14 protein-coding genes are annotated in these 25,304 nt (G+C 38.3%); 8 read left to right on the top strand and 6 right to left on the bottom strand.

Annotation, left to right across the window (positions count from 1 at the left end; all coding sequences use genetic code 11):
* Positions 1–20 precede the first annotated feature (20 nt).
* The 3 genes from Q0V26_RS11720 (at position 21) to Q0V26_RS11710 (ending at position 10,724) form a co-directional block, all read left to right on the top strand.
* Entirely contained in the window at positions 21–9,596 is a 9,576-nt protein-coding gene (locus Q0V26_RS11720) for an Ig-like domain-containing protein (RefSeq protein ID WP_297481844.1), read from the top strand.
* Positions 9,597–9,661: 65 nt separating this feature from the next.
* Positions 9,662–10,408: a DUF2884 family protein gene (locus tag Q0V26_RS11715; RefSeq protein ID WP_297481845.1), complete on the top strand. Its 747-nt coding sequence runs from the start codon at positions 9,662–9,664 to the stop codon at positions 10,406–10,408.
* A gap of 160 nt (positions 10,409–10,568) precedes the next feature.
* Positions 10,569–10,724, top strand: coding sequence for a hypothetical protein (locus Q0V26_RS11710; RefSeq protein WP_162841613.1), 156 nt, complete (start codon positions 10,569–10,571; stop codon positions 10,722–10,724).
* On the opposite strand, the gene Q0V26_RS11705 is transcribed toward Q0V26_RS11710, so the two are convergent.
* The 3 genes from Q0V26_RS11705 to Q0V26_RS11695 all read right to left on the bottom strand — a co-directional run bounded on the left by Q0V26_RS11705 (position 10,721) and on the right by Q0V26_RS11695 (position 15,773).
* A complete protein-coding gene (locus Q0V26_RS11705; RefSeq protein ID WP_297481843.1) occupies positions 10,721–11,611 on the bottom strand; it encodes a phospholipase A in 891 nt (296 codons plus the stop codon). The genes Q0V26_RS11710 and Q0V26_RS11705 overlap by 4 nt on opposite strands.
* Before the next feature lie 316 nt (positions 11,612–11,927).
* A complete protein-coding gene (locus Q0V26_RS11700; RefSeq protein ID WP_297481842.1) occupies positions 11,928–14,306 on the bottom strand; it encodes a YgiQ family radical SAM protein in 2,379 nt (792 codons plus the stop codon).
* Between the two features lie 225 nt (positions 14,307–14,531).
* Positions 14,532–15,773: a mechanosensitive ion channel domain-containing protein gene (locus Q0V26_RS11695; RefSeq protein WP_297481841.1), complete on the bottom strand. Its 1,242-nt coding sequence runs from the start codon at positions 15,771–15,773 to the stop codon at positions 14,532–14,534.
* 214 nt (positions 15,774–15,987) lie between these two features.
* Between Q0V26_RS11695 and Q0V26_RS11690 the strand changes: the two genes are divergently transcribed.
* A complete protein-coding gene (locus Q0V26_RS11690) occupies positions 15,988–16,758 on the top strand; it encodes a ribonuclease H family protein (protein ID WP_297481840.1) in 771 nt (256 codons plus the stop codon).
* Between the two features lie 149 nt (positions 16,759–16,907).
* Here Q0V26_RS11690 and Q0V26_RS11685 read toward each other — a convergent pair whose 3' ends face one another.
* A complete protein-coding gene (locus Q0V26_RS11685; protein WP_297481839.1) occupies positions 16,908–17,756 on the bottom strand; it encodes a LysR family transcriptional regulator in 849 nt (282 codons plus the stop codon).
* Between the two features lie 170 nt (positions 17,757–17,926).
* Between Q0V26_RS11685 and Q0V26_RS11680 the strand changes: the two genes are divergently transcribed.
* From Q0V26_RS11680 to Q0V26_RS11670, 3 genes are all read left to right on the top strand, one after another.
* Entirely contained in the window at positions 17,927–18,142 is a 216-nt protein-coding gene (locus tag Q0V26_RS11680; protein ID WP_080159154.1) for a DUF1656 domain-containing protein, read from the top strand.
* Positions 18,143–18,209: 67 nt separating this feature from the next.
* Positions 18,210–19,115, top strand: a complete 906-nt coding sequence (locus tag Q0V26_RS11675) for an HlyD family secretion protein (protein WP_297481838.1) — start codon at positions 18,210–18,212, stop codon at positions 19,113–19,115.
* Entirely contained in the window at positions 19,112–21,292 is a 2,181-nt protein-coding gene (locus Q0V26_RS11670) for an FUSC family protein (protein WP_297481837.1), read from the top strand. Before Q0V26_RS11675 ends, Q0V26_RS11670 begins: the two co-directional genes overlap by 4 nt.
* 159 nt (positions 21,293–21,451) lie before the next feature.
* Here Q0V26_RS11670 and dcuC read toward each other — a convergent pair whose 3' ends face one another.
* Together dcuC and Q0V26_RS11660 are read right to left on the bottom strand one after the other, a co-directional pair.
* Positions 21,452–22,819 (bottom strand): anaerobic C4-dicarboxylate transporter DcuC, encoded by a 1,368-nt coding sequence (gene dcuC, locus Q0V26_RS11665; protein ID WP_297481836.1) that lies wholly within the window; start codon positions 22,817–22,819, stop codon positions 21,452–21,454.
* Between the two features lie 244 nt (positions 22,820–23,063).
* Complete coding sequence (locus Q0V26_RS11660; RefSeq protein WP_297481835.1) at positions 23,064–23,939, bottom strand: LysR family transcriptional regulator; 876 nt, start codon at positions 23,937–23,939, stop codon at positions 23,064–23,066.
* Between the two features lie 161 nt (positions 23,940–24,100).
* Between Q0V26_RS11660 and Q0V26_RS11655 the strand changes: the two genes are divergently transcribed.
* Positions 24,101–25,303: an MFS transporter gene (locus Q0V26_RS11655; RefSeq protein WP_297481834.1), complete on the top strand. Its 1,203-nt coding sequence runs from the start codon at positions 24,101–24,103 to the stop codon at positions 25,301–25,303.
* Position 25,304 lies beyond the last annotated feature (1 nt).

Below are 25,304 nucleotides of genomic sequence, written 5' to 3'. Positions count from 1 at the left end.
CTGCAACGGGTGAGCCGGTTGTGACGGTATCATTGGATGCGGTACAAGCGGCTAATGGTCACGATATCGATGTAAAAGTGACGATTACTCAAGAAAAACCATTAAATCATACTGACAGTGGTGTTGATGGTTTAGTGGATAGTGTTAACGATAAGATCACCATTGATGTACCAATTCAGGCGCAAGATAGCGATGGTGATTGGTTAGAGAAACCTGCCAATGTTGATATCACTATCAAGGATGGCGCCAACCCCGAATTTGGTACCGATAGCGGCACCACCATTGATGAAACCGAAACAGGGACAACTACCAATGGTAAAATAGCGCTTGATGTTGGCTCTGATAATATCGCTCATATTGATTTTCAGATATCTCAACCATCACTAGATGGCATTCTATCGAATAATCAGGCCACTCGTTATGTTGTTGATGGTAACGAAATTCATGTCGTTATTGATGGTGGTATTAATGATGGTGAAGCGGTACTGACTATTACTATTGGTAACGATGGTCATTATATCGTTGAACAACATCAACCTATTGAACAAAATAATGCAGCAGGTGACAGTGTCAATATCGAGCTTAGTGTTGTTGCAACTGATGATGATGGTGATATTAGCAATACGGGTCAATTAGAGATTCATATTAAGGATGGTCTAAATCCTACAGGTGAAGGCGTTCAAGCCAATATTACTATTACCGAAGGTGATCTAGAAAATCCTCGACCAGGAAAAGGTTACCCTGTTGTTGGCTCTGGGCAATTTACTGTTGATGCAACTGATGATGCCTTAGTCGCTAATTCATTGACAATCACAGATAGTGTTAAGTCGACATTGCTAACCGAATTAAATGGTCTTACATCGGATGGTGAAACGTTAAGTTTTAATATTGAGATTGGAGCTAATGGTGTCATTACCATAACGGGTGTAACCGCAACAGGTGGGCATGAGGCGGTATTGATTTCGATGACACCATCATCATTAGCGAATGGTGATGTCAGTGTTGATATGACCATTCAACAATCATTACCGTTAGATCACTTACACGCGAACGGTACATTTGTTGATGTTAGAGGCGGTAAGATTACTATTAATGTTCCTGTTCAAATGCAGGATACTGATGGTGATGCGTTAGAACAACCTGTTGATGTAAACATTACAATTAAAGATGGTCAAAACCCGTCGTTTGGACAAGATACTTCAGCAACCTTAGATGAAGGTACATCAGGTCAGGCAACTGGCTCAATTAATGTTGATACTGGAAGCGACCAAATAGAAAAAGTCTATTTTGGTAGTGAACAAGCATCATTAAATGCCTTAACCAGTAATGGTCATGCCACGAGTTATCATGTAAGTGCTGACGGTACAAGTGTGATTGTGGTTCTACAAAGTGATCCGTCTCAGATTGTGATGGAAGTGAGTATTGATATTGAAGGTCACTATACGGTTACCCAACAACAACCGATAGATCAAGTTGATGACGCGGTTGCTGACAATGAAATCATCAAGCTAGACGTTTATGCGCAAGATCATGATGGTGATGTTAGTAAGCCAGGCCAAATCACGATCAATATTCATGATGGTGAAAATGCTACAGGTGGTGAGACTGGCTCAATTACTATTACTGAAGGTGATTTAACGCCAACTGCTGATCAACAAGGGTACCCGGTTTCAGGTGATGTTGATATTGCAGTAACGGCAGGGGTTGACCGACTTGATCCAACAACAGCAACTATAGATAACAGTAAACTTACATCATTGATTAATGAATTACAGTCAGAGCTAACGGCAAATGGTGCACCAGTAAGCTTTGTTTATGATCATGCTAGCGGTGTTTTAACGGGTACTGCTAATGGTCAAATTGTGCTTACCGTTACAGTGACTGCGATACAAGCTGCAAACGGTCATGATGCTGATATTAAGGTATCTATTACTCAACATTCTCCACTTGACCATAATGGTAGTGATAATGGTGGGTGGGTAAATGTTGATGGTGATAAGATCGTTATCGATGTTCCAGTTCAAGTTAAAGATACTGATGGTGATTATCTTGGTGGTGATAGCGATAACTATGTTAATGCTCAAATTACTATTGAAGATGGCGCTGGTCCAGTGATCACAGCCGCACCTGCATTAACGGTTGAGGAAAGTGATTTAGCTTCTGGTTCGACCCCATCGGGGGATGGTGAATCTGCTCTTGGCGATATTATTGTTGATTCAGGAAGTGACTATATTTCAACTTATAAAGTTGATGTTGACTCTTTTAATCAACAAAATGACATAACCTCAAATGGAAATAAGATAACGTTATCACAATCAAGTGAAGGTACTTATCAAGGTATTGCTAACGGTAATATTGTGTTTACTTATTACTTGCTACCGACAGGGCGTTATATCTTCCAGTTGCATGGCACCATCGATCACCCAACCCAAGGTGAAGATCAATTAACCATTGAAATACCTGTTTATGCTATTGATAAAGATGGTGATCTGAGCGCGAGTGTTAATATTGATGTCACAATTAAAGATGATATTCCTACTGTTGAAAATGTGGTTTTAACTGCAGTAGAAAGTACGGCAGATCATATTAGTGATACCAATTATGGCTATGTTATTGATCAAACTGGTGCAGATGGAGCACAAGTTACTTCTGTCACTATTAATGGTGATAAAATTGCGTTAAGCGATGAGAACTTGAGTCATGACGGATACCATGAATTTGATGTTTATGATGGTAATCAATTACTAGGCCAGTTATTTATAAAGCCTGATGGTCAAACAATCTTTAGATCAAGTGCCGATCTTACTCATAGCCAAGAAGAAATTATTAAACAAATTGGTTTTGAAGTGACAGATGGGGATGGTGATACTGCTCAAGGTACCATCACTATCGAATTATCAGATCAAGATACTATTCTTCATACTGAGAGCAGCATTGGTGAAGAAGACGATGGACGTCACTCTACAGATCCAACCGATAATGTTGATCCAAGCCGGAGTGGCATTGCTATCAATATGACCATTGATGGTGGAGATAACGACCGTGGTGAACATGTTGGTACGGTAACTATTCAACCGCAAGCACAAGCACATGGTGTGTTTATGTATAACGGACAACCACTCACTGTTAATAGTGATGGTAGCGTTACCTTACCACCGAATGCCTTTACGGTTGATAATACCAACCCACCAGATGTGAAGTTTACCTTACAAGGTGTAACTTTTGTTCCTGATGCCGACTATTCAACTTCCGCCGCTGGAATAAAATTTGATGTAACAGCACAAATTAATACTACTGATGGTGGCAATCATCCGGTAATGAATGGTGAGTTTTCTATTAACGTTCAAGGGATTGCTGATACACCTGTTTGGAATGCAAGTTCGGTTGATCATTATGTAACCACTGAAGATCAGAATAACGTTCTGCTTGATGTTGTGGCTGATTTACAAGACACGGATGGTTCAGAAACGCTATTTTATTTCATTACTGTTCCGGTTGAATACCAAGATAAGTGTACTTTAGAAATTGGTGGTCAGTTATTAACTGAAACTTCACCAGGCTCTGGTATCTATAAAGTAACGGCTAATCAGATGGCTGCGGTTGAAGTAAATCCAGTTGATAACTTTAGTGGTGATATTAAGTTAACCATTCAAGCGCAAAGTAAAGAAAATAGTAACTTTGTTGATGGGCATCAATTTGCTGATTCGGCTGAGAAAACAGTCATTATTAATGTTAGTCCTGATGCTGATGATGGTGTGCTTAAAGTAACGCGTGTTGAAGCAAATGAAGATCAACGGATTGATTTATCTACTCATATTAGTTTGGTCTCACTTGACGATAATACTGATAATTCTGAGCATTTATTCTTACAGATATCAGCTTTACCAGAAGGCGCTGTGCTGTATGTTAACGATCAGCTATTGACGCCAAATGCTGATGGGGTATATGAAATTGCATATCAAGATTTGAATGGTTTATCACTTCAACCACCGCTAGATAGTAATGTTGATTTCAGTATTACTGTTAATGGTGTTGTGCGTGATGTCGCACAAGTGACAGATGCTAACGGTCAAGTGACGACTGAGACCAGTGAAAAAGTGATCGGTCCTCAAACCATTGATGTTGCGTTGACTGGGGTGGTTGATCACCCTGAAATTGTATCTGAAAACCCAGATTGGACGCCATTGGATAATAGTCGCGATGGTTTACAAACTACTATTAAAGAAGATGGCGAAGCTAAATTTGATTTTAAAGTCGTTTCTGGTGAGCATACTAATGCTGACGGCAAAACTGATGGCTCTGAAACTCTAAGTATGGTTATTTCAGGTATTCCAAAGGGAACTGAAATTTATGATTCACAAGGTAATTTACAAACCTTGGTTTATGCGGGTGAAGATAGCGAAGGCCAGCCAATTTATCAGGTAAATCTTGATTCATTAACGGATATAGCGATTAAGCCACCACAGAACAGTACTGAAGATATCAGCTTAGATGTCCGTACTGTTGTGACTGAAAATGATGGTGCGAGTGCTGAGTTTAACAGTGAATTGGTTATTCATATCACCCCTGAAATTGATGCTGCTGATTATACAACTGTATCTAAAGGGCTAGAAGATGAAGCAACAAACGTTAACTGGCAGCCTTCTCTTTCTGATACTCAAGAGCATATTACAGGGTTAGTTTTAAGCGGTTTACCTGCTGGTTATCAACTATTTATTGATGGAACACTATTAGCTAATGGTGGAACAGGTAATGTTGAACTTACGCCGCAACAATTACAAACATTACTGGATGGCGGTAAGCTTACGGTAACTGCACCTCATAATTCAGATCAAGATATTCAATTAACATCGATGGTTACCGTATCTCAAACTGATGTTGATGGCGATAAAGAAACGGTGACAAAACAAGTTACTGGTACTTTAGATATTGATATAAAAGCGGTTGTTGAGCCTGATGGTTCAATAGTTATTGATCATAATGGTACACAAGAGACTACGATTGCCTCAGGTACCGACGGTATTATTGATTTATCTAATAATGCTGGATCTGACGGCAAAATTACTTGGCAGAATGATGATACTTCAAGTTCAGAAGTGATCACGCAAATTGTGTTAGATCCTATTCCTGAAGGATTTGTGATTATTGGTGGTATTAATAACGGTAATGGTAGCTGGACAGTGCCGCAATCATCACTAGATGACTTAAAAATCATTGCACCAGAAGGGTTTAATGGTCAGTTAACTCTTAATATCAATGCCCTTGTTCAAGATATGAGTGATGACGGTGATGTGAGTGACAAAGTTGATGAGAAAGGAACAATTATTCTAGATTTTAGCGCTAACACTGAAAGTCATACTGAAAAAGCTGCCGATATCATTGTTGATGATAGCTATATCGTAACAGGCACTGAAGATAATAGTGTTAACCTTGGTCAGCAAATGATGGATCATATCGTTACCATTAGTACAGCTAACGGAGATCAAACCCATGATGACTTTACCTTGGTTATCAATGGTAATGATTTACCTCAAGGTGCAACTATTTCAGGGGCTGATTTTGACCATGTAACGGGAGAGTACGTATTAAAAGTACCTGTTGCTGCTGATGGTACAGTTGATCTTTCAGGCGTTACGTTAAATCTTCCTGCTGATTACGCCGGAGATTTTAAGTTTAATGTTACCTATGTCACCACAGATACCGATAGTGGCGATTACATAACCAAGAATGACACCATTGCTGTGCAAGTTGCACCGCAAGTTGATGGTCCTAAAGATGTAGCAATTACGGTTGTAGAAACTGATGGCTTAAACGCCGATAAGCAGCCGATCTCGACATCAGATGATAAGCAAGAGCAGGTATACAATAATATTGCTTACGAAGATGGCGATATCAAACTTGATCTCTCTATAAGCTTAAAAGATACCGATACATCAGAGACTGACGGTAAAGAAGCGATACAGTCAGTAACCCTAACATTAGCAGATACGACCAATGGCGTATTCATTGATGCTAATGGCAATGTGCTAGGTACATCAATTACGGTTGATCAAAGTCAGCTTGATAATATTCACTTTAGACCAGCTCTTGATTTCAGCGGTAAGGTCGATATTAATGTCAGTACGACAGTGGTGGATACTGCTATTTATGATCAAACTACTCATGCAACAGTCACTGATACGAAATCATTTGATAGTACGGTCAGTTTTGATGTTATTGCTGTGAATGATGAAATTAAATGGCAAGGTATTGATACGCCTATTGTTGGTAATGAAGATACTGCCATCTCACTTGCTGGAATCAGTGGATCGTTAGAAGATATTGATGGCTCTGAGCATATCGTTTCCATTAAGTTAGATAATGTACCTGAGGGCTTTATTATTGAAGGGGGTGTCAATAATGGTAATGGCGTATGGACGATTGCCGCATCAGGTGAATCTTTTGATTTAAGTTCGATTAAAGTTCAGCCACCACATAACTTTAGTGGCAGCGTTAATTTCGATATTGTTGTTTATTCACAGGAAGCATCATTAGATAAGCCAGTAGAACACCGTGAAACGATTTCTATCGATGTTAGTCCGATTGCAGATAAAGTGGATACTGATGTTGATCCAAATGTAAGTGGTGATGAAAATAGTTCTATTACGCTTGATTTGGGCATTAAAGCTTACGACGATCAAAAAACAATTAATAATCCAGATGCAAATGTGCATGAAAATGGTGCCGAATCATTACAAATCACCATTACTAATATGCCAGATTCAAGTTCATTTACTCTTCCTGACGGTGTTGCTGGTAGTGCAGAAAAGCAACCTGATGGCTCATGGATTATTAAAGTAACGGGATCAGATCTTGATACCTTAATTTTCCATCCAGGCGACGCCAATAATCAAACTGTTATTGATGGCAGTATTTGGAATGGCGACTTAAATCTAGATATTCGAGCCGTGGATAATGGCGTTGTTGGTACCGATAGTGTTGCTGTAGATAAAACAATTCATGTAGAAGTTACGCCAGATAATGATGCGCCAGTAAACCATCTGCCATCAGAACCATTAACGGTTGGTGAAGATGCAACTTTAGTCATTAAAGACCTTCAAATTACTGATGTAGATAGTAATGATCATGGTGCCATTATGGACATGAGCGTTACGTTAAGTGTTGAACATGGACAACTTGCTATTGCTGTCGGTGCTGATACATCTGGCCTAACGATTACTGATAATGGCGATGGTAAGTTGGTTATTAATGGTGATTTAACTTTAATTAACCAGTTATTAGATCAAGGCATTAACTATACTGGTGACAAAGATTTTAATGGTACTGATAGCCTTACCATGACGACTGACGATAATGGTAATTCAGGCGCCGGCGGTGCATTAACCGACACCGATAGTATTGATATCACAGTAACACCAGTTAACGACGCCCCAATTAATACTGTACCAGCAGCATTTGATGTTAATGAAGATGGCAGCCATATTATTACTGGGTTAAGCATTGCCGATGTTGATGCTAAAGAGAGTGGCACTTCAGACCAGATGACGGTTGAACTCAATGTTGAACATGGACAGTTATCTATTATTGCCTCCGATACTCAAGGGTTAATCATTACCAATAATGGTGATGGTAAATTAGTTATTAGTGGGGATATAGAACAAATAAATACCTTGCTAAACAGTGGCATTGAATACACTGGTGAGGAAAACTTCAACGGTAATGACCAGCTAACCATGACCACTTCTGATAACGGTAATGTCGGTAGCGGTGGTACATTAACGGATGTGAGTACTGTTGATATTACTGTTGCAGCGGTAAATGATGCACCCGTAAATGAAATACCTACAACTATCACTACGAGTGAAGATACTGCGACGGTTGTAGATGGGCTTAAAGTGATAGATGTAGACTTTAATGAGCTTGCAAATAATGAAGTAATGTCAGTTACTTTGGCGGTAAATCACGGATCATTATCGATTTCTTTACCAGCAGGAAATGGCGTTGAAGTTATTGATGATGGCAGCGGCAATGTAGTACTAAAAGGCTCAATGGCGGACATTAATGCCGTGCTTGACAGTGGTGTAAGTTATACCGCCACTGAAAACTTTAGTGGTAATGATGAATTGACCATTACAACCAATGATGGTGGTAATACCGGTTCTGGTGGCAGTCTATCGACGACCAATAAAGTCAATATTACCGTCACACCAAAAGCGGATATGCCGTCCTTAAGTTTAAGTGTTGATCATATTCAAACAGCAGCCATTCAAAGCTCTTTAGGAACCATGGTACCTTTAATTGGTTTGATTGTTGCGGCATCTGCTGATGCTTCTGAAACACTGACAGTCAAACTTAGTGATTTAGGCTCAGCACAAGTTGTTAATAAAGCGGGTAATGTTATTGGTACTGATTTAGGCAATGGTGATTGGCAAATTACAGCTCAAGATCTGAATGATGTTTATATCAAGGACCTAGAACAAGGTACTCATACCATTAGTGCTGTTGCGGTATCGACTGAATCTGATGGTTCTCAGGCGATCTCTCCTGCTGTAAATATTAATGTTGCGGTTGATGACCTTAGCCCAACCAATAATATTATTGGTCAAAATAATGCTTCTGACCAAGCTAATTTAGTCATTGATAGCACAGCTCAAGCAACGTTATTTGGTGGGGATGGTAATGATATTTTGGTTGGTGGATTAGAGTCTGATATTTTAGTCGGAGGCCGAGGCGATGATATCTTATGGGGGGGCGATCTTGATGGCAGTGGTGATGGTGTTAAAGATACCTTCCTATGGTCGAACAGTGATTTTGGTACCGCTAATGCGCCAGCAACTGACACCATAATGGATTTTGAAGTGGGTATTGATACGATTAATCTTGGTGATACGCTTGATAGTCAAAACATTCAATCTTTAGATGATCTTAATAATCGTCTGAATATTATTGAGCAGCAAGGTAATACTGAAATTCAGATTTTTGATGACCAACATCAAGTAGTGCAAAATATCATATTGAATGGTGTTAGCCATAATGATCTCTTTGGTAACAATGCCGCTAGTATGACTAATGAAGATAAATTAGGTTCGTTACTTAATAGCGGTAACCTAGAGTTGAGCGATAATTTTGGTAATCAACAAGCGAATACATTGATTGCAGATAACCAAGGTGAGTCATTATTTGGTTTTGATGGTAATGATGACCTTATTGCAGGTCAAGGTAATGATATTTTAACGGGTGGACATGGTGATGATGTATTTACATGGCATGAAACGTCGCTTTCTACTGTAGCAAATACTGATACCATTGCTGATTTTGCATTAGATAAAGATCAAATCAATATTCATGATTTACTGACTGATGATGAAAATGCTAGTTTAAAGATGGATGATCTATTAAGTCATGTGAGTGCTGATGTAGACAATAAAGGCAATGTTAATCTTGAAGTAAGTAGCCTTGACGGTAAATCACAACACATAGTGTTAGAAAATATTAACCCACAGAATGACTTAGGTTTAGCTGATGGTGCATCTTCTGCTGATATTGTGTCATCCTTATTTAACCATAATGCGTTTCATGTCGATAATAATAATTAACGACTAATTAACTTGAAAAAGCAGCTTTAATTAGCTGCTTTTTTATAAATAAAGAGAAAATAGTGATGAGAAAAGGGCTAATTGGCGGTTTACTATTATTAAGTTCAGGAACTGTATATGCACAGAGCTGTCCTGTTGATGTGCCTAACCCTATTCATATTGATAAAGGCAGTGTCTCTGTTTATGAAGCAGGAAAGCCTAAGTTATTGATTGATGATAACAATAATTTATTTATTAATGGTCAACAGGTTGATCTTAATGCGATGCAACAAAAAGCATTAACAGTATACAGTGATGATATGCAGACCTATTTACCACAAATGGCAGCATTGGCCCAACAAGGAACCGGGTTAGCTTTAGCTGTATTGAAAGATGTATCAAATAGCTTTGATTCACAAACAGCGTTTGCAAAAGTGCAAGCACTCGTTAATCAATTAAGTGAACAAGCACAGCATAAATTTTATAATCAGCAAGGTGAATTTGTGATGCCTGCTGATGTATTTACTAGTATGGATACGACGTGGAAAACTGAATTTGAAAATGCAATGCAACAAGTAACCGTTGAATCGATATCAAGTGTATTAGCAGCACTGGCTGATGAAATGAAAAATGGCGATGTAGATTTTAGCCAGATGCAGACAAAATTTTCACAGTTAAAGACTCAGATCACCGATACTGTGGCTCAGCATAGTGGTGAAATGAAAGTTAAAGCCAATGATTTGTGTGGTTCAATTGAAGGGTTAGCAAAGCAAGAACAACAACTTCAGCAAATAATTCCACAGTTGCAAAATATACCTATGTTTAAAATGTAATTGCGACCAAAGCTTAACCATAGTCAAAATAGCACTCAAGGGTGCTATTTTTATTGGGATAACCACCTACACTTTATAGATAAGATCAAAAAGTAATAGCTGTAAATCATTATTGTATCAATGTATATAAAAGTGTCAGTTCAAGCTAAAGGAGTGCAAAATGTTCAAGTTATTGGTTATTTTTGGATTACTAGCTTTCGCGTATTGGGTTATTCGGTATCTATCTAAATCGCAGCAAAACCAGATAGTAACGGGATTAGTGGCCGTATTAGGCTCTGCTGCGATCATTTTTATTGGGTTTGAATTATTTCGTTAGAGCACATCAGTTAATGCAACCCCGATACCTAACCGTTGTTGTTTATGATTATAATCAATTAGATTCTCACCATAACCTGTTGAATATTTAGTATATCCTCGTAACTTACCCCATAAAGGGAAGGTTAGACCTAGTTCACCATAACCTTTGTGTGTTGAAAAATTTTGGCGTCCAGTAAAACTAAATTCGTAATCCTGCCATTTATAGGCAGCATTGATTTCGTAGTGTCCCATATAGTCCATGATATCTGGATTATCGTCACCTTTGGGCGATAAAGGATCTTCTTTTTTATCTTCAGGTATACGCCACCAAGGACGCAGAGAGAAAACAAAATTTCCTTTCTCAACAATTAAATCGGTGTAAATACGGTTCCAGCTACGTGATAGTCCTTGAGTGCGGCCATTAGATTGATGTTCTATACCTAACGTTATCCACGTATTTGCTTCAAAAGGCGTCCAAGGGGTTGGTGCGAGGTAAAAGAGCTCAGGACGATAGTTGGTTTCTCTAAATGGACGTGAAATATCTTCAGCATACACTTGCCAATATGATTTCAATGTAAATGCAGCAAATAAGCCATCATTATGGATCAGTAAATCCCCATAACTTAATGGTGTTTTAAAGCTTATCTGAAACTCTGCTTCAGCATTTTTCATTTTCCCACCCCACTCACTGTCTTTATATGCAGCATGATTAATGCTATCTGACATGACAATAGGGAGAAAATAATTCATGCGGTGGGGCGTAATAACAAAACGATTGAAAGCAGTATCACGTTCATCTTGTAAACGTTGCGACATAAGAGAAGGCGATGACTGTGAAGGTGGGGTGACAACAACAGGTGCGGCTTTAGCTATATTCTCAGAGCAGCTAGAGCGAATATCACTCAATGTTAACGTGCCATTTTGTGTTTTTATGGCATTTAGCAGGCAAGCATCATAATCTGGATATGCACTAGCAATAGCTGTACTTGCTATGAATAATGAAGAAGTAAAGCAAACGGTATAAATGCATCTCACAATGATGTGTTATCCCTAAAAAATGGAAAATAAGACGTTACTAATTCTGTGTGTTTTTGTTTCCATTAGTGTACCTAATAAATCTTCCAAAGGAATAACATTAAGTTAGAAATTTGTAAAACAAAAACACCGTCTAAAAAAGACGGCGTTTATTATTAAACCATTAGCATTTCATATTTAGTGCTAATTAGGCACCTGTACGACTGCGTGTTGGCTTTCCATTAGGTCGTTGACCGCTAGTTTTGCCATTACGATTCGCTGGGCGACCACTTGCTGGAGCAGGTTTACCATTGCGATTATTACTCGTACTGGTAGGGTTATTATTGCTACCACCACGGTTACTGTTAGTGCCTGCTTTAGCCGTACTACCATTACGAGAGCCGTTCGCCTGCGGTTTTCCATTATTAACGGGCTTACCATTACGATTACTCTGAGGGCGTTTACCATCAGTGCGAATATCAGGCTGATTCGGGTTCTTGGTTGCAAAACGTTTAGAACCGTGACGACCTGAACCACGACGTTCAGCGGGTGTTATTTCTGCTTCACTGCCAGCATCTGGCACTAAACAGTTAGGACGATTACCTATTAGATATTTTTTACCCATGGTAATTAATGCATCACGGATAAGAGGCCAGTTTAGTGGATCGTGGTAACGCAATAGCGCTTTATGAAGGCGACGTTGGCGTTCACCTTTAGCCACAAATAAATCTTCACGACCTTTGTACTTTACTTTCTTCAACGGGTTGGTTTCTGAGTGGTACATTGCCGTTGCATTACACATTGGTGACGGGTAGAAGTTTTGGACCTGATCACACTGGTAATCGTTTTGTTTAAGCCATAGTGCAAGGTTCAACATGTCTTCATCGGTTGAGCCTGGGTGCGCTGAAATAAAGTAAGGAATAAGGTATTGTTTTTTTCCTGCTTCTTGGCTGTACTGCTCAAACATTGATTTAAAGCGATCATAGGTGCCCATGCCCGGTTTCATCATCAGATCAAGTGTACCTTTTTCTGTGTGTTCCGGTGCAATTTTAAGGTAGCCACCCACATGGTGAGTCACAAGTTCACGTACATATTCAGGTGATTCTACCGCTAAATCATAACGGACACCTGAAGCTATCATGATCTTTTTAATACCTTTAACACCACGAGCATTACGGTATAAATCAATCAGATGCTGATGGTCAGTATTCAGTTTTTCACAGATTTTAGGGAAGATACATGATGGTCGACGACAGTTTGCTTCTGCGCGAGGATCTGAACAGCCTAAACGATACATGTTTGCTGTTGGGCCACCTAAATCAGAAATAGTACCGGTAAAACCAGGGACTTTATCGCGGATTTCTTCTAGTTCATTAAGAATTGATTCTTGAGAACGGTTTTGAATAATACGACCTTCATGTTCAGTAATAGAACAGAACGAACAACCACCAAAGCAGCCTCGCATGATATTAACCGAGGTTTTTATCATGTCATAAGCAGGAATTTTTGCTTTGCCGTAACTTGGATGAGGTACACGAGCGAAAGGCAATCCAAATACAAAGTCCATTTCTTCAGTAGACAATGGAATCGGTGCGCGGTTGATCCATAATTCACGATCAGCATGCTTTTGAATTAATGCACGTCCAGAGTAAGGGTTAGTTTCTAGGTGCATGACTCGGCTAGCGTGTGCATATAAAATACGGTCATTTGCTAATTTTTCATATGATGGTAAACGGACAACAGTATTTTCAGCATCATGACGAGATGGACGAATATGAATAACTTGTGGCTGTTTTTCTTTTTCTTCTTTATTAGACGCACATGTTTCTTCGGTCGCATATGGATTTTGCATTACCATTGGACGGCCAGGTTTTTCAATGCGTGATGAATCAATTTCCTGATAGCGTTCAGGAATATCTTTGATCATTACCGCAGTGCCTGCAATGTCAGTTAATGACTTAATATCTTCGCCATTGGCAATACGGTGCGATACTTCAACTAGCGCACGTTCAGCATTACCAAATAATAAAATATCCGCTTTAGCATCCATTAATACTGAACGACGAACTTTGTCTGACCAGTAATCATAGTGAGCAAGACGACGTAAGCTAGCTTCAATGCCGCCTAAAACAATAGGTGCTTCTTTATAAGCTTCACGACAACGTTGAGAATAAACTAATACTGCACGATCGGGACGTTTACCGCCTTCATTATTAGGCGTGTAAGCATCATCTTTACGTAGTTTACGATCAGCGGTATAGCGGTTGATCATTGAATCCATGTTGCCAGAGGTTATACCAAAATAAAGATTGGGTTTACCTAGCGCCATAAAGTCATCTTTATTATCCCATTTAGGTTGGGCAATAATACCAACACGGAAACCTTGAGATTCAAGTAGGCGACCAATCACGGCCATACCAAAGCTAGGATGGTCAACATAGGCATCACCAGTAACAATGATAATGTCACAGCTGTCCCAGCCAAGAGCATCCATCTCTTTTCTAGATGTTGGCAAGAATGGAGCTGTGCCATAGCATTCAGCCCAATACTTAGGATAGCTATCAATAGGTGTTACTTTCGTGTGCATGTTTTGACCTCTATATTTTGAGGCGGGAATTATAGCGGCTCATAAAAAGGCTGGCTAGTGATTATAAATCTTGATGTTAAACAAAGTTTTTAATAAATCTCTATTCTGACGCTTAACTATAGCGGTTTATTGTGTGATAGGTGTCGTTAAAAAATGATTTTATTTGTTATAAATGACGTATTGACGTTAAGGGATATAGTCGTTCAATACGTAATAAATGATGCATTAGGCTGATGTTATCGGCGATAGTAAACTACGAACATCTGAGCCGTCAGGGCTTTGATAAACCGCGAGATTAAATTGAGGTAAAATGGCTAATACGTGATCAAAAATATCGGATTGAACCGCCTCATAAAAAGCCCAACGCGTATCATTAACAAAAACATAAATTTGAACGGGTAATCCTTGCGCACTTGGCTCTAATTCGCGTACGAGAAAAGTCATATCTTGGCGAATTTTATTATTTTGTTTTAAGTAAGCTTCTAAATAAGCACGAAATACAGTGATATTGGTTAATTGAAGTGCATGAGCATCACCGGTTGCAATTTCTGCATTTCTTTTTGCGATAAAATCCGCCACATAAGGGATTGTTGATAATTGTTGCTGTTGCTGCTCATCAATGAATTTAATGGTTTCGATATCAATTAAAATTGAACGCTTAATGCGGCGCCCACCAGATTCTTGCATCTGACGCCAGTTAATAAATGAATCTTGTACGAGGGCATAAGCAGGAATATTGGTTACGGTATTATCCCAGTTTTTTACTTTAACGGTTGTTAAAGAAACCTCATCAATACTGCCATTTGCACCATATTTATCCATTTGAATCCAATCACCAACCTTGACCATTTGGTTTGCTGATAGCTGAATACCTGCGACAAAGCCTAAAATAGTATCGCGGAAGACTAATAACACTAAACCTGTCGCAACACCAAGGCCGCTTAAAAAGTAAATTGGTGAGCGATTAGTCAGTACTGAAATCGCAATAATAAACCCGATAAAAAAGATAATGAGTTTTGATAGTTGCACAAAGCTTTTTACCGGTAAATTTCGACTTATTTGATTAATATCTGCCATATCATTAGTGGCATCAAGGAAGGCATAAGTACTTCTTACTAATACAATAATAAGCCATAGGCTTAATGTGCGGTCAATAAAACTACTTAGGATCGCATGCTTATCTAAGACCAGCGGTATAACCAGATTGAGCACCATTGCAGGGATGGTTAATGATAGCTTTTCAAAGACTTTGTGTCGCACCATAACGTGTCCCCATGTTGCTTGGGAACGTTTAATCGCGGAACGCAATATCGCGAGTAATCCCCAGCGAACAAAGACATAAGCTAAAAAGGCAACCACACAACAAAGTACCATGAAGATGGCTGTTGAGATGCTGTCTTGTGGTTGAACATTAATCCCAAGCTGTGACATGCCATTAGCAATGTCCAAGCGTATTTTATGGCTCAAAATGGAACTCCAAACTCACCTGTGAATAAAAATATACATGGCTCGATATTGTCATTGGTTTGGGAACACAATTGACAGTGAATACGAGTGCTTTTTTATAGTGATGTTTATCTTAGCATAATCAGAAAGGTACATTAGTGGTAGAATCTTAGAATACCAAGTCTGTATGTTCGCTTGAGCAAGCAGTACGATATTAAAGAGAGTGGGGAAAATGGTGGCCAAAAAATATTATGTTGTTTGGAGCGGTCGTGAACCAGGAATTTACAGTGACTGGGTAAGTTGTAAGCAGCAAGTGGATAAATTTGCAGGGGCACGATATAAATCATTTCCAACCCAAGCTGAAGCCGTCGCGGCTTTTGGAAAACCTACACAAATTTCTGGTTCATCACCACAAGTTAAAAAAACATCAGCAAAACGCACCACCGTAAGTAAAGGGTCATTAACCAGTGAACAAGTTCATGTATTAACAGCGGAAATTAAAATTTTCACTGATGGTGGTTGTGATCCTAATCCTGGTAAAGCGGGATCAGGATTGGCGTTATACCGTAATAATCAACTAAGTGAGTTATGGTATGGCTTATATGAGCCGATGGGGACCAATAATACGGCCGAGTTAAATGCACTTCATCAAGCGCTGATCTTAGCCGAAAAGGTATTGGCTCAAGGGTCTACCGTGGCGATTTTTTGTGATTCAAAATATTCGATACAATGTATTACCCAATGGGCGATAACATGGCAAAAAAATGGTTGGAAAAAGGCTGGCGGTGAGATAAAAAACCTCGCGTTAATTCAACAAATGTTCACTCGTTACCAAGCATTAAAATCACAACTTATGATTCACCATGTCAATGGTCATGTCGGTATTGAAGGTAATGAACTTGCGGATCGAATGTCAATTTTAGCCGTCGATACTAAAGTTATTGATTTTTGTTTATATCAACCGCCTTATGATTTACCAGCTTTACTTGCACTTCGTGCAGGTTAATTAAGCGTTGGAATATTTATTGCTCAGTTACAAATTAATCTTAGTGTTAATGGAATAATTTGTAATTGAGTTATTTGTTATTAACGTAAATAACTATTTAATATTTAATTGGCTGTTTAGCTCTCTTTGTAGATAATCATTTAATAACGTTAGTCGAGAGGTTTGTCTCGTAATGACGGCTTATAAAGCATAAACAACTCAATTTTTGGTAATTGATAATCGGTTAACACTTGTACTAATTCCCCTGAATCTAACGCAGCTTGAACTTGAAAGTAGGGTTGTATTGTAATTCCAGTGCCTTCCATTGCCGCTGCTAGCATAGCTTGCCCACTATTGATCGTAAATCGAGATGAAATACGTGGTGAAAAATAATCACCAGCTGCGTTTTTAAAGCACCAACGATGGGCATGATAAGCCGTTGTGTGTCTTAAACATTGGTGATGCTCTAATGCTTTGGGTTCTAGTGGTGTGCCATGTTGCTGTAAATATTCAGGTGTTGCACATGTGACCATATCGTAGCTACAAATTTGGTAGCCGACTAAAAATTCATATCCCTCAATTCGATCATGGAAAATAACATCATAACCATCACGATAAATATCTGGTGGATTATTATCTAATGTTAAATCAATCTCTAATTGCGGATATTGTTGAATAAATTTACCTAATAAAGGGGAGAGTAGGCTAATACCTAAATTGACACCACAATATATTTTTAGTTTACCCACTGGCTCATTGAGATCTAGATATATGTCTTCTTGAGCAGCTTTTAGCTCCGATAGAATATTAATACACCGTAGGTGAAATTGTTCGCCAGCGGTGGTTAGCGCTTGAAAACGCGTGGATTTGGCGAGTAATTTAACACCTAATGATGTTTCTAAGCCATGAATATGCTTGCCTACCATTTGTGCACTAATATCACGCTCTTCTGCGACTGCTGCAAATGAACCTAACTCAACCGCTCTTACAAAAATTTCAATACTTGTTATACGATCCATTAAACGATTCCTAACCAAAACTAACGATAATTTCTATTATTAGAAACTCACAGTTGTGATTGTATTCCATATTCGTATCTTTATTTAAGTCAATAATATGACTATGATTACACTTTATTGTAAATAAATTTTTTATTACTTATATAAACTCACAGTAGCGGACAACAACCATGCTAAATCTCGTACCTAAAGAGATTGCTATCGGAGAAATTTACTTTCCGCCTCTTCTGATTTCAGGTTTTATCGCAATTATTTGTACCTCTTTAACTGTCCGTCTTTTTAATACGGTTAAATGGTATCGATATGTATCAAACCCACCGTTAGTTGAGTTATCGATTGCAGTTATTTATACCGTGCTCATTAGTACGTTTATTTTTCCGTCATAATGATTTCAAACTATGTTAAGAGATCGTTCTAATACTCTGTAGTAATTTGAATATAATAGAGATAACCATGTTTAAACGCTTATTTATTACTAGTAGTTTTGTCATTATTGCGCTTGCTGCAATTGGCTGGAAATACCAACAATATATTATTAATCCTTGGACGCGAGATGGTTTAGTTCGCGCCCAAATTGTCCAAATTACGCCACGGGTTACTGGGCCTATTATTGCATTGAATATAAAAAATAATAGTGAAGTAAAAACAGGCCAAGTTCTTTTTATTGTTGATCCTCGACCTTATAAAATAGCAGTAGAAAAAGCGAAGGGAAATCGAGATCAAGCAAAAGCACAATTGCAGCGAGCACAAGATGAAGCAACACGGGAGCGTGAATTAATACACCGCCAACCTGGTGCTATTTCTCAAATGATGTTAGTGCAGCAAAAAATATCAGTGACATTAGCTCAAGCGGGCGTTGAAGCGGCTCAAGCGGTATATGATCAAAGTAAATTAGATTTAAGTTTTACTAAAGTGACAGCTCCTGTTGATGGTTATATTACTAACTTAAATGTAAATATCGGCACTCAAGTTGTCGCTAATCAACCCGTAGTTGCTCTTATTGATAAGCATAGTTTTTGGATTGAAGGATTTTTTAAAGAAACAGATATTAAAGATGTGGCTTCTGGTGATAAAGCGACGGTGACCTTAATGGCGTATGGCGATCAACCGTTAAAAGGCTCTGTTGAGAGTATTGGCTACGGTATTTCTCATAAAAATGGCAGTACAGGGCTTTCTTTGTTGCCAAATGTGAGTCCAACATTTCAGTGGATCCGCTTAGCTCAACGTATTCCCGTTCAAATTCGCTTAGATCATATTCCTGATGGTATTCAATTTCGTATTGGTTCTTCTGCTTCTATTGTCATTCATAAAAACCAACAAAATCAGAGCTTAATCAAAATGGTTAAGGGAATGCTATGAGTACAAGACGCTGGGTAATGCCATTAAAAGTTGCTACAGCTTTAACGCTATCCATCGTCATTGCTTTAGCTTTGGGGTGGAATAAGCCTTATTGGGCTGCTTTTGCTGTGATTGTAATGGCTGCAACAGAAACTAATGGTCATTCTTTAAAAAAGGGTTGTCATCGAATCATTGGTACGTTTGCTGGTGTGATTATTGCTTTCGTGTTAATTGATTTATTTGGTCAACAACCTTTGGCTTTTCTGTTGGTTTATTCTTTGATTATTGCTGTGTGCATCTATCAACAGACGAATCCTAAAAATGGTTATGCGTGGACCATTGGGTTAATGGTGTCATGCATCATTATTGTGATGGGGAAACTGTCAGCAGAACAAACCTTTGGTATTGCAGCACTTAGATTACAAGAAACCATTCTTGGCGTTATTTGTTTTAGCTTTGTTTTTAGTGTTTTTAGCCCCGTATCTAGTCGTATTGTGCTACTTAATACGTTACTAAGTAACGCTAAAACTAAGCAAGAAAAGATAGAACAAGCGATTATAGATATTCAATCTAATGAAATGTTAAGCCGTAATGTTTCTTGGAGTGATAGCTTAAAATATTTAGCCCGTATCGATGATTTACTACAAGCTGCAAAAACGGATAGTTATCAAATAAACAGTGAATTTCCTATATGGGAAATTATCAGAGATGAACAAAATCAGTGGGTTCTACTTGGTGGGCATTTATCTGAAGCGATAAATCTTATTGACGAAAAATTTACTACGGAACAAAAACAAGCGTTAATCGCGGCATTAACAGCGCTCAAAAATAGATATATAAATTCAATCACCTTATTAAGTTATGTCGTTGAGAATCCACAAGCGACGAATCACTGCATTCGTCAGCATATGGTTGATAACACTTTATTTGTGGCTCCATTTTCATTGGATTCATTACTTAATTGTAAAGAATTACATCATGGTGCTTTTATGATGTTGGCACAAAATTTAGTGAAGATGGATACGCTACAAGCGTCGATATACCAACATTTAACTCAAGCAATTTTGAGTGAAAGTCCATCAAAGATAAAAACAACCAAGAAAGCATCATCTGCTTTGTTTAATATATCTTTAGATTCAGAACGGCTTATTAACGTTTTTAAGATATTAGTGATTTTTTGGATCAGCGTTGGTTTGTGGCTTTTTATTCCCATGCAAGGGGGAGTAATGATAGTGCTGCTAAGCCTTGTTTTTGGTAGTGTTGCTTTATCGTTACCCTTTGTAAGCCCGCGTTATATATTAATGCATATGATCGTTTGGTCTGTATTAGCATTATTGCAATATATTTTTATTTTGCCTCATTTAAGTCAACTTTGGCAGTTAGGGTTATTTTATTTTATTAATGTCTTTGTACTGTGGTTTTATTTTAATCAACCGCAACAGGTATTTCATCGCTTATTGGGTTGTCAAAATTTGATGTTAATGACAACCAGTGCGATTCAACTAACACCGACCTATAGCGTAGATACGTCACTGTTAACGATTACGCTACTATCCATCAGTTTGTTGGTTATTTTCTGGGTTTATAATGGTATTTATTCAAGTCAGCCTGAATATGTATTTTTACGCCAGCTTAGTCAATTTCGAATTCGATTACATTTTGGATTAAAAAAACTGGTTAATGAAAATGCGAATAAATTCTTTTCATTGAGTTTTTCAACACCAGTACAAGCGGTATCACTTGCAGAAATGGCGAGTACCAAAATTAGTTGGGCGAACTATGAACAGATCGATCAAACGCAAGTAACAACATTACTTAACTTAGGTTATCGGTCGTGTTTTTATTACCGCTCATTTACAGATAGCTATGAACAATGGCAAGCAACGCAATATAATGAAAACATTGATATATTTATTGTTGGGTGTGTTCAGGAACTTATTGCGATCACTGGGATTAGGATGATCTGTGAAAACATTTCAACAACACATGCCTCTAAATTAACCGTATTGCAGGTTAAATTAACAGACTATCGAGGAAAATTACCATCGTTGTATGGTCAGTTTACTCAAGATGAAATGGATAAAACGTATCAATTAATTACATCTCTTTTACTCTTAATGGGGTCTCTTGAGGATGTTACTGAGCAAGTGATGAAACAGCCTTTATATCAATTAAAGTTTACGCAATTTGCATTGTAAATGATATCGTTCAACTAATTCGTGCAATAAAAAGTGTGTAATAACAGAAAAGAAGAAGATTGTTATACCGACTATCGGTTATGAGTGATGCCATATAAAAAGCCCACTGAGAATATATTATCAGTGGGCTTCGTTCGTTAAATTACGCTGTAATAATTATTAAGCGTACATAGGGACTAATATCATTGTGCCGATAATTACGGTAACGAGACCACAAATGACAGGAACAACCGTACGTTTAACAACTTCAAACGGGCTGATTTGTGCCATGCCTGATGTTGCAACAATAACGCCTGAAACCGGAGAAATAGTACGACCTAGGTTTGACGCTTGTAACATTGGAATAATTAAGAATGCAGGGCTTAAACCAAGTTTAACCGCTAACTGTGGTGCTAATTCAACAAAGGCATAAAATGGTGCGTTACCTGAACCTGTTGCAATGGCAGCAGCAACAGTAAGCGCGGTAAGTAATAACATTAATGCCACGCCGCCAGCACCGGCTTTGTCAGCAAGAGCGAGTAGGTTATCAATCGCTCCAATTGACATCAAGCCTTGAGCAAATACACCTGCTGCAACCAATAACATTACCACGCCTTTAAAAGCATCGCCCATACCAGCGTAACAAGCTTCAAGGTTTTCAAGGGTTTCTTTACCATTAAAGCGGCTTGTTAGGAAATCGACAATAGCACCAATGGCAATTGACAGTACCACGATAGTGTAGATATCTAATTTCAGACCTGGAATAGTTTCACCGTTGAACAGGAAAACACCAACAATAGGTAAGAAGGGTAAAATAGCGTAATAAGCGGGGGCTTTTACTTCTATTTCAGAAATATCCAACTTTTCCATTGGAGTATTGTTTTTCTTATCAAGGTATTTGTTCCAGAAAAAGGCAGCACCTGACATCACGATAATGGCACAGATAGAAACCGGTAATACTGTTTCTACTGCAAAAACATGTAATGGTAAGCCTGATTTTTCTGCGGCCACAATTACATCACCAGAGGTTGGTGAAAGAATGATTGCGGCAGGTGATGCACATACTGCTGCTGCTGCGGGACGAGAAATGCCCATTGCGGTCATCATTGGGAATAAGGTTGCCATTAATAGCACCCCAAGACCTGTCGCAGAGCTTACCGCTAATGACATTAAACATGCAACAATATAAGCCGCAACTAATAGAACATAAGGTGATTTAATAAAAGAAAGGGGTTTTGAAAATTGTTTTACTACAACGTTGTTTGCGCCGATATGGGTCATATACGTTGCAAAACCACATAACAACATGATCTGCAGACCTAAACCACCATTACGGTATTGCAGCATATATTTGACATATTCAAGCGAATCGGTCAGTAAATTACCTGTTGATGTCACTGCTTTTGGTAAGACTGTATGGCCTAAAAATCCGGCTAAAATTAATAAAAGAATACCTGCTACAAGAAGGACCCCTGCTGCTTTATATCCTTTTACTATGTAATAACCAACAGCGATGGTGATCACTAAACCAATTAATAGTTCCGTCATGGAAATTCCTTTTCTTAAATCAAAAAATGTGTGTTTATTACATTTATCGGTATGTTTGTCATAAATTATGGGTGTAATGTAGCGAAAAAAAAGTTTATGAACGACTGTTAACCGAACAATATATGATCTCATCCATATTTTTATTGATAATGTTAATGATTTGGTTTGTTTCTTAAATGAAAATTGACCAATAACTGTTTTGAGGCGGTTAAATTAAGAAGGGTAAATGACACTTTTTTAGATTCTATTGCTGACATTGTTGCTTTACATATTCAATAAAAGCTTTGTTCGCGAGTGAGAGATAACTTTGCTTACGCCATGCCATTGCAAGATCTAATTGGATCGGATCTGAAAAAGGGATTGGAATGAGATGTGGTTCGTGATCGGTTACTAGTTCAAGCAGAGCAGTAATAGCAAAGTCATGACGGACGATTTGTAAGATCATTGGTAATAAATTGGTTTCAAATGAAATTTTAGGGGATAAATTATGCTGTTCGCAAACATGATCTAACATTTCACGGTGAAAATAACCCGATTTAAATGCGACTAACTCTTGTCCAAAAAAATCATCAAAACTTAGGTTTTTTTTCGTAGAAAAGTCGTGTTGTTCACTGACTACGGCAACCATTTGTGAATGTAAAAGATGTTCGATATGTAAAGTTGGGGGAACGTTATAATTAATAATAACGCCCAAGTCTAACTCACCATCAAGAAGCATTTTCCGTATCGATTGAGTGCCAGCCTCAACAATAGTCAATTTTAAATTAGGATAGTGGCTTTTAAATCCCATTAATATTTGAGGGAAAAAATACGATCCCAACATACTGGGTACGCCTAATCGTACTTCTCCTTTTTCGAGCCCGCGTAATTCTTTCATTGCAAGTGTCGCATCATCTATTTTTTGTAGAATTTGTTTCGCATGCACCAGTAATACTTCACCTTCTTGAGTCAGTATGACTTTGCGTTCATTTCGATAAAATAATGTCAGATCTAATTGTTGCTCTAATTTTTTTATAGCAACGCTTAGAGCAGGCTGTGCAATATGTAATTGTTCAGCGGCACGAGTAAAGTTTTTTGTTGTGGCTAATTGCGTGAAATAAGTCAGTAAACGAGTATCCATAGCTATAGCCTTTAGTTATTACTGCAATATAAATTATATATTTTCTTTATTATGTCGCTGTTGCTATCGTTTTGTCACGTTATGTTTAGCCTTATGCAATTTAACACTTAAATATTAATCATTTTGCAGACTAAGCATGGATCTTTTTTGATGGTGAAATCATGATAGAAACAAATACATTAGCCTATAAGAAAACCAGTTTTGCATTGGCATTAGGCTCTTTTATTGTTTTTTGCAACTTGTATTTGTTCCAGCCGATGTTGCCATTAATGGCGACGGAATTTGCAGTGTCTGCTACTCAGATTAATTGGGTATTGGCGGCAACAACATTAATGTTAGCGGTATGTCTTATTCCGTGGGCAATTGCATCAGAAATTGTTGGACGACGTATTATTATGGTGATCAGTTTATTGCTGATGCCCATCGTTGGTATTGCAATGATGTTTACTCATGATTTGTTTGCACTGACCTTAGCTCGTGCGGTAATGGGAATATCAGTCGCTGGTTATGTTGCTGTTGCTGTTGCTTATATGGCAGAAGAATTTAGTCCTAAAGCATTAATGCTCGCGGTTGGTGGCTATATCAGTGCTAATTCATTAGGTGGAATAGCAGGGCGATTATATGGCGGTATTATAGGGGAACAATTAGGTTGGCATTGGGCTGTGTTGGGTATGGCTGTCATGAGTCTAATTGGGGCGCTTATTGTGATTAAATTATTACCGCCACAACAACACTTTGTTCATCATCACCACAGTTTTAGTATTCATGCTTATCAAGTGGTCACTCATATTAAACAACCGATATTATGGTTGGCGATGCTCATTGGTGGGGTTAACTTTGCTTTATTTGTTAATCTTTATTCAGTTACGGGTTTTAGATTAGTTGCAGCACCGTTTAATTTACCTTTAAGTTGGGCGTCATTAATCTTCCTTTGTTACCTCACTGGTACCATAACATCACGTTTGAGTGGGCGTTGGGCGAGTAAATATAGCCCATTATCAGGCATGATTTTGGGGGGTATTTTAAGTTTAGTTGGAATGTGGCTAGGGTTAGTTGAATCGCGTATTACAATATTTATTAGTTTATTATTATTAAGCTCTGGCGCATTTTTTACTCATTCATTAGCGTATGCTTGGGTAAGTCAGCATGCTAAAGTTGCGAAGGCAACCGCCACTGCGTTGTATTTAGTCCACTATTACATTGGCGGCAGTTTAGGCGGTTTCTTCTTGATATATTGTTGGCTACATGGTGGTTGGGATACTGTTGTTATTGGTGGCACATTGTTATATATGCTGATGTTTGTTTGTTGTGGATTATTAATTAAAGCGAAGCAGCAGTCTGTTTTACAGTTACAACTTAGCTAAC

The organism is uncultured Photobacterium sp. (assembly GCF_947039875.1).
Classification (GTDB): Bacteria; Pseudomonadota; Gammaproteobacteria; order Enterobacterales; family Vibrionaceae; genus Photobacterium.
This window is presented reverse-complemented; position numbering and strand designations above follow the sequence as displayed.

What these genes read in the sequence shown, in the direction of transcription:
- Q0V26_RS11715 (WP_297481845.1), top strand. Translation starts at nt 9,662, where the DNA reads ATGAGAAAAGGGCTAATTGGCGGTTTACTATTATTAAGTTCAGGAACT.
- Q0V26_RS11710 (WP_162841613.1), top strand. Translation starts at nt 10,569, where the DNA reads ATGTTCAAGTTATTGGTTATTTTTGGATTACTAGCTTTCGCGTATTGG.
- Q0V26_RS11700 (WP_297481842.1), bottom strand. Translation starts at nt 14,306, where the DNA reads ATGCACACGAAAGTAACACCTATTGATAGCTATCCTAAGTATTGGGCT.
- Q0V26_RS11685 (WP_297481839.1), bottom strand. Translation starts at nt 17,756, where the DNA reads ATGGATCGTATAACAAGTATTGAAATTTTTGTAAGAGCGGTTGAGTTA.
- Q0V26_RS11680 (WP_080159154.1), top strand. Translation starts at nt 17,927, where the DNA reads ATGCTAAATCTCGTACCTAAAGAGATTGCTATCGGAGAAATTTACTTT.
- Q0V26_RS11675 (WP_297481838.1), top strand. Translation starts at nt 18,210, where the DNA reads ATGTTTAAACGCTTATTTATTACTAGTAGTTTTGTCATTATTGCGCTT.
- Q0V26_RS11670 (WP_297481837.1), top strand. Translation starts at nt 19,112, where the DNA reads ATGAGTACAAGACGCTGGGTAATGCCATTAAAAGTTGCTACAGCTTTA.
- dcuC (WP_297481836.1), bottom strand. Translation starts at nt 22,819, where the DNA reads ATGACGGAACTATTAATTGGTTTAGTGATCACCATCGCTGTTGGTTAT.
- Q0V26_RS11660 (WP_297481835.1), bottom strand. Translation starts at nt 23,939, where the DNA reads ATGGATACTCGTTTACTGACTTATTTCACGCAATTAGCCACAACAAAA.
- Q0V26_RS11655 (WP_297481834.1), top strand. Translation starts at nt 24,101, where the DNA reads ATGATAGAAACAAATACATTAGCCTATAAGAAAACCAGTTTTGCATTG.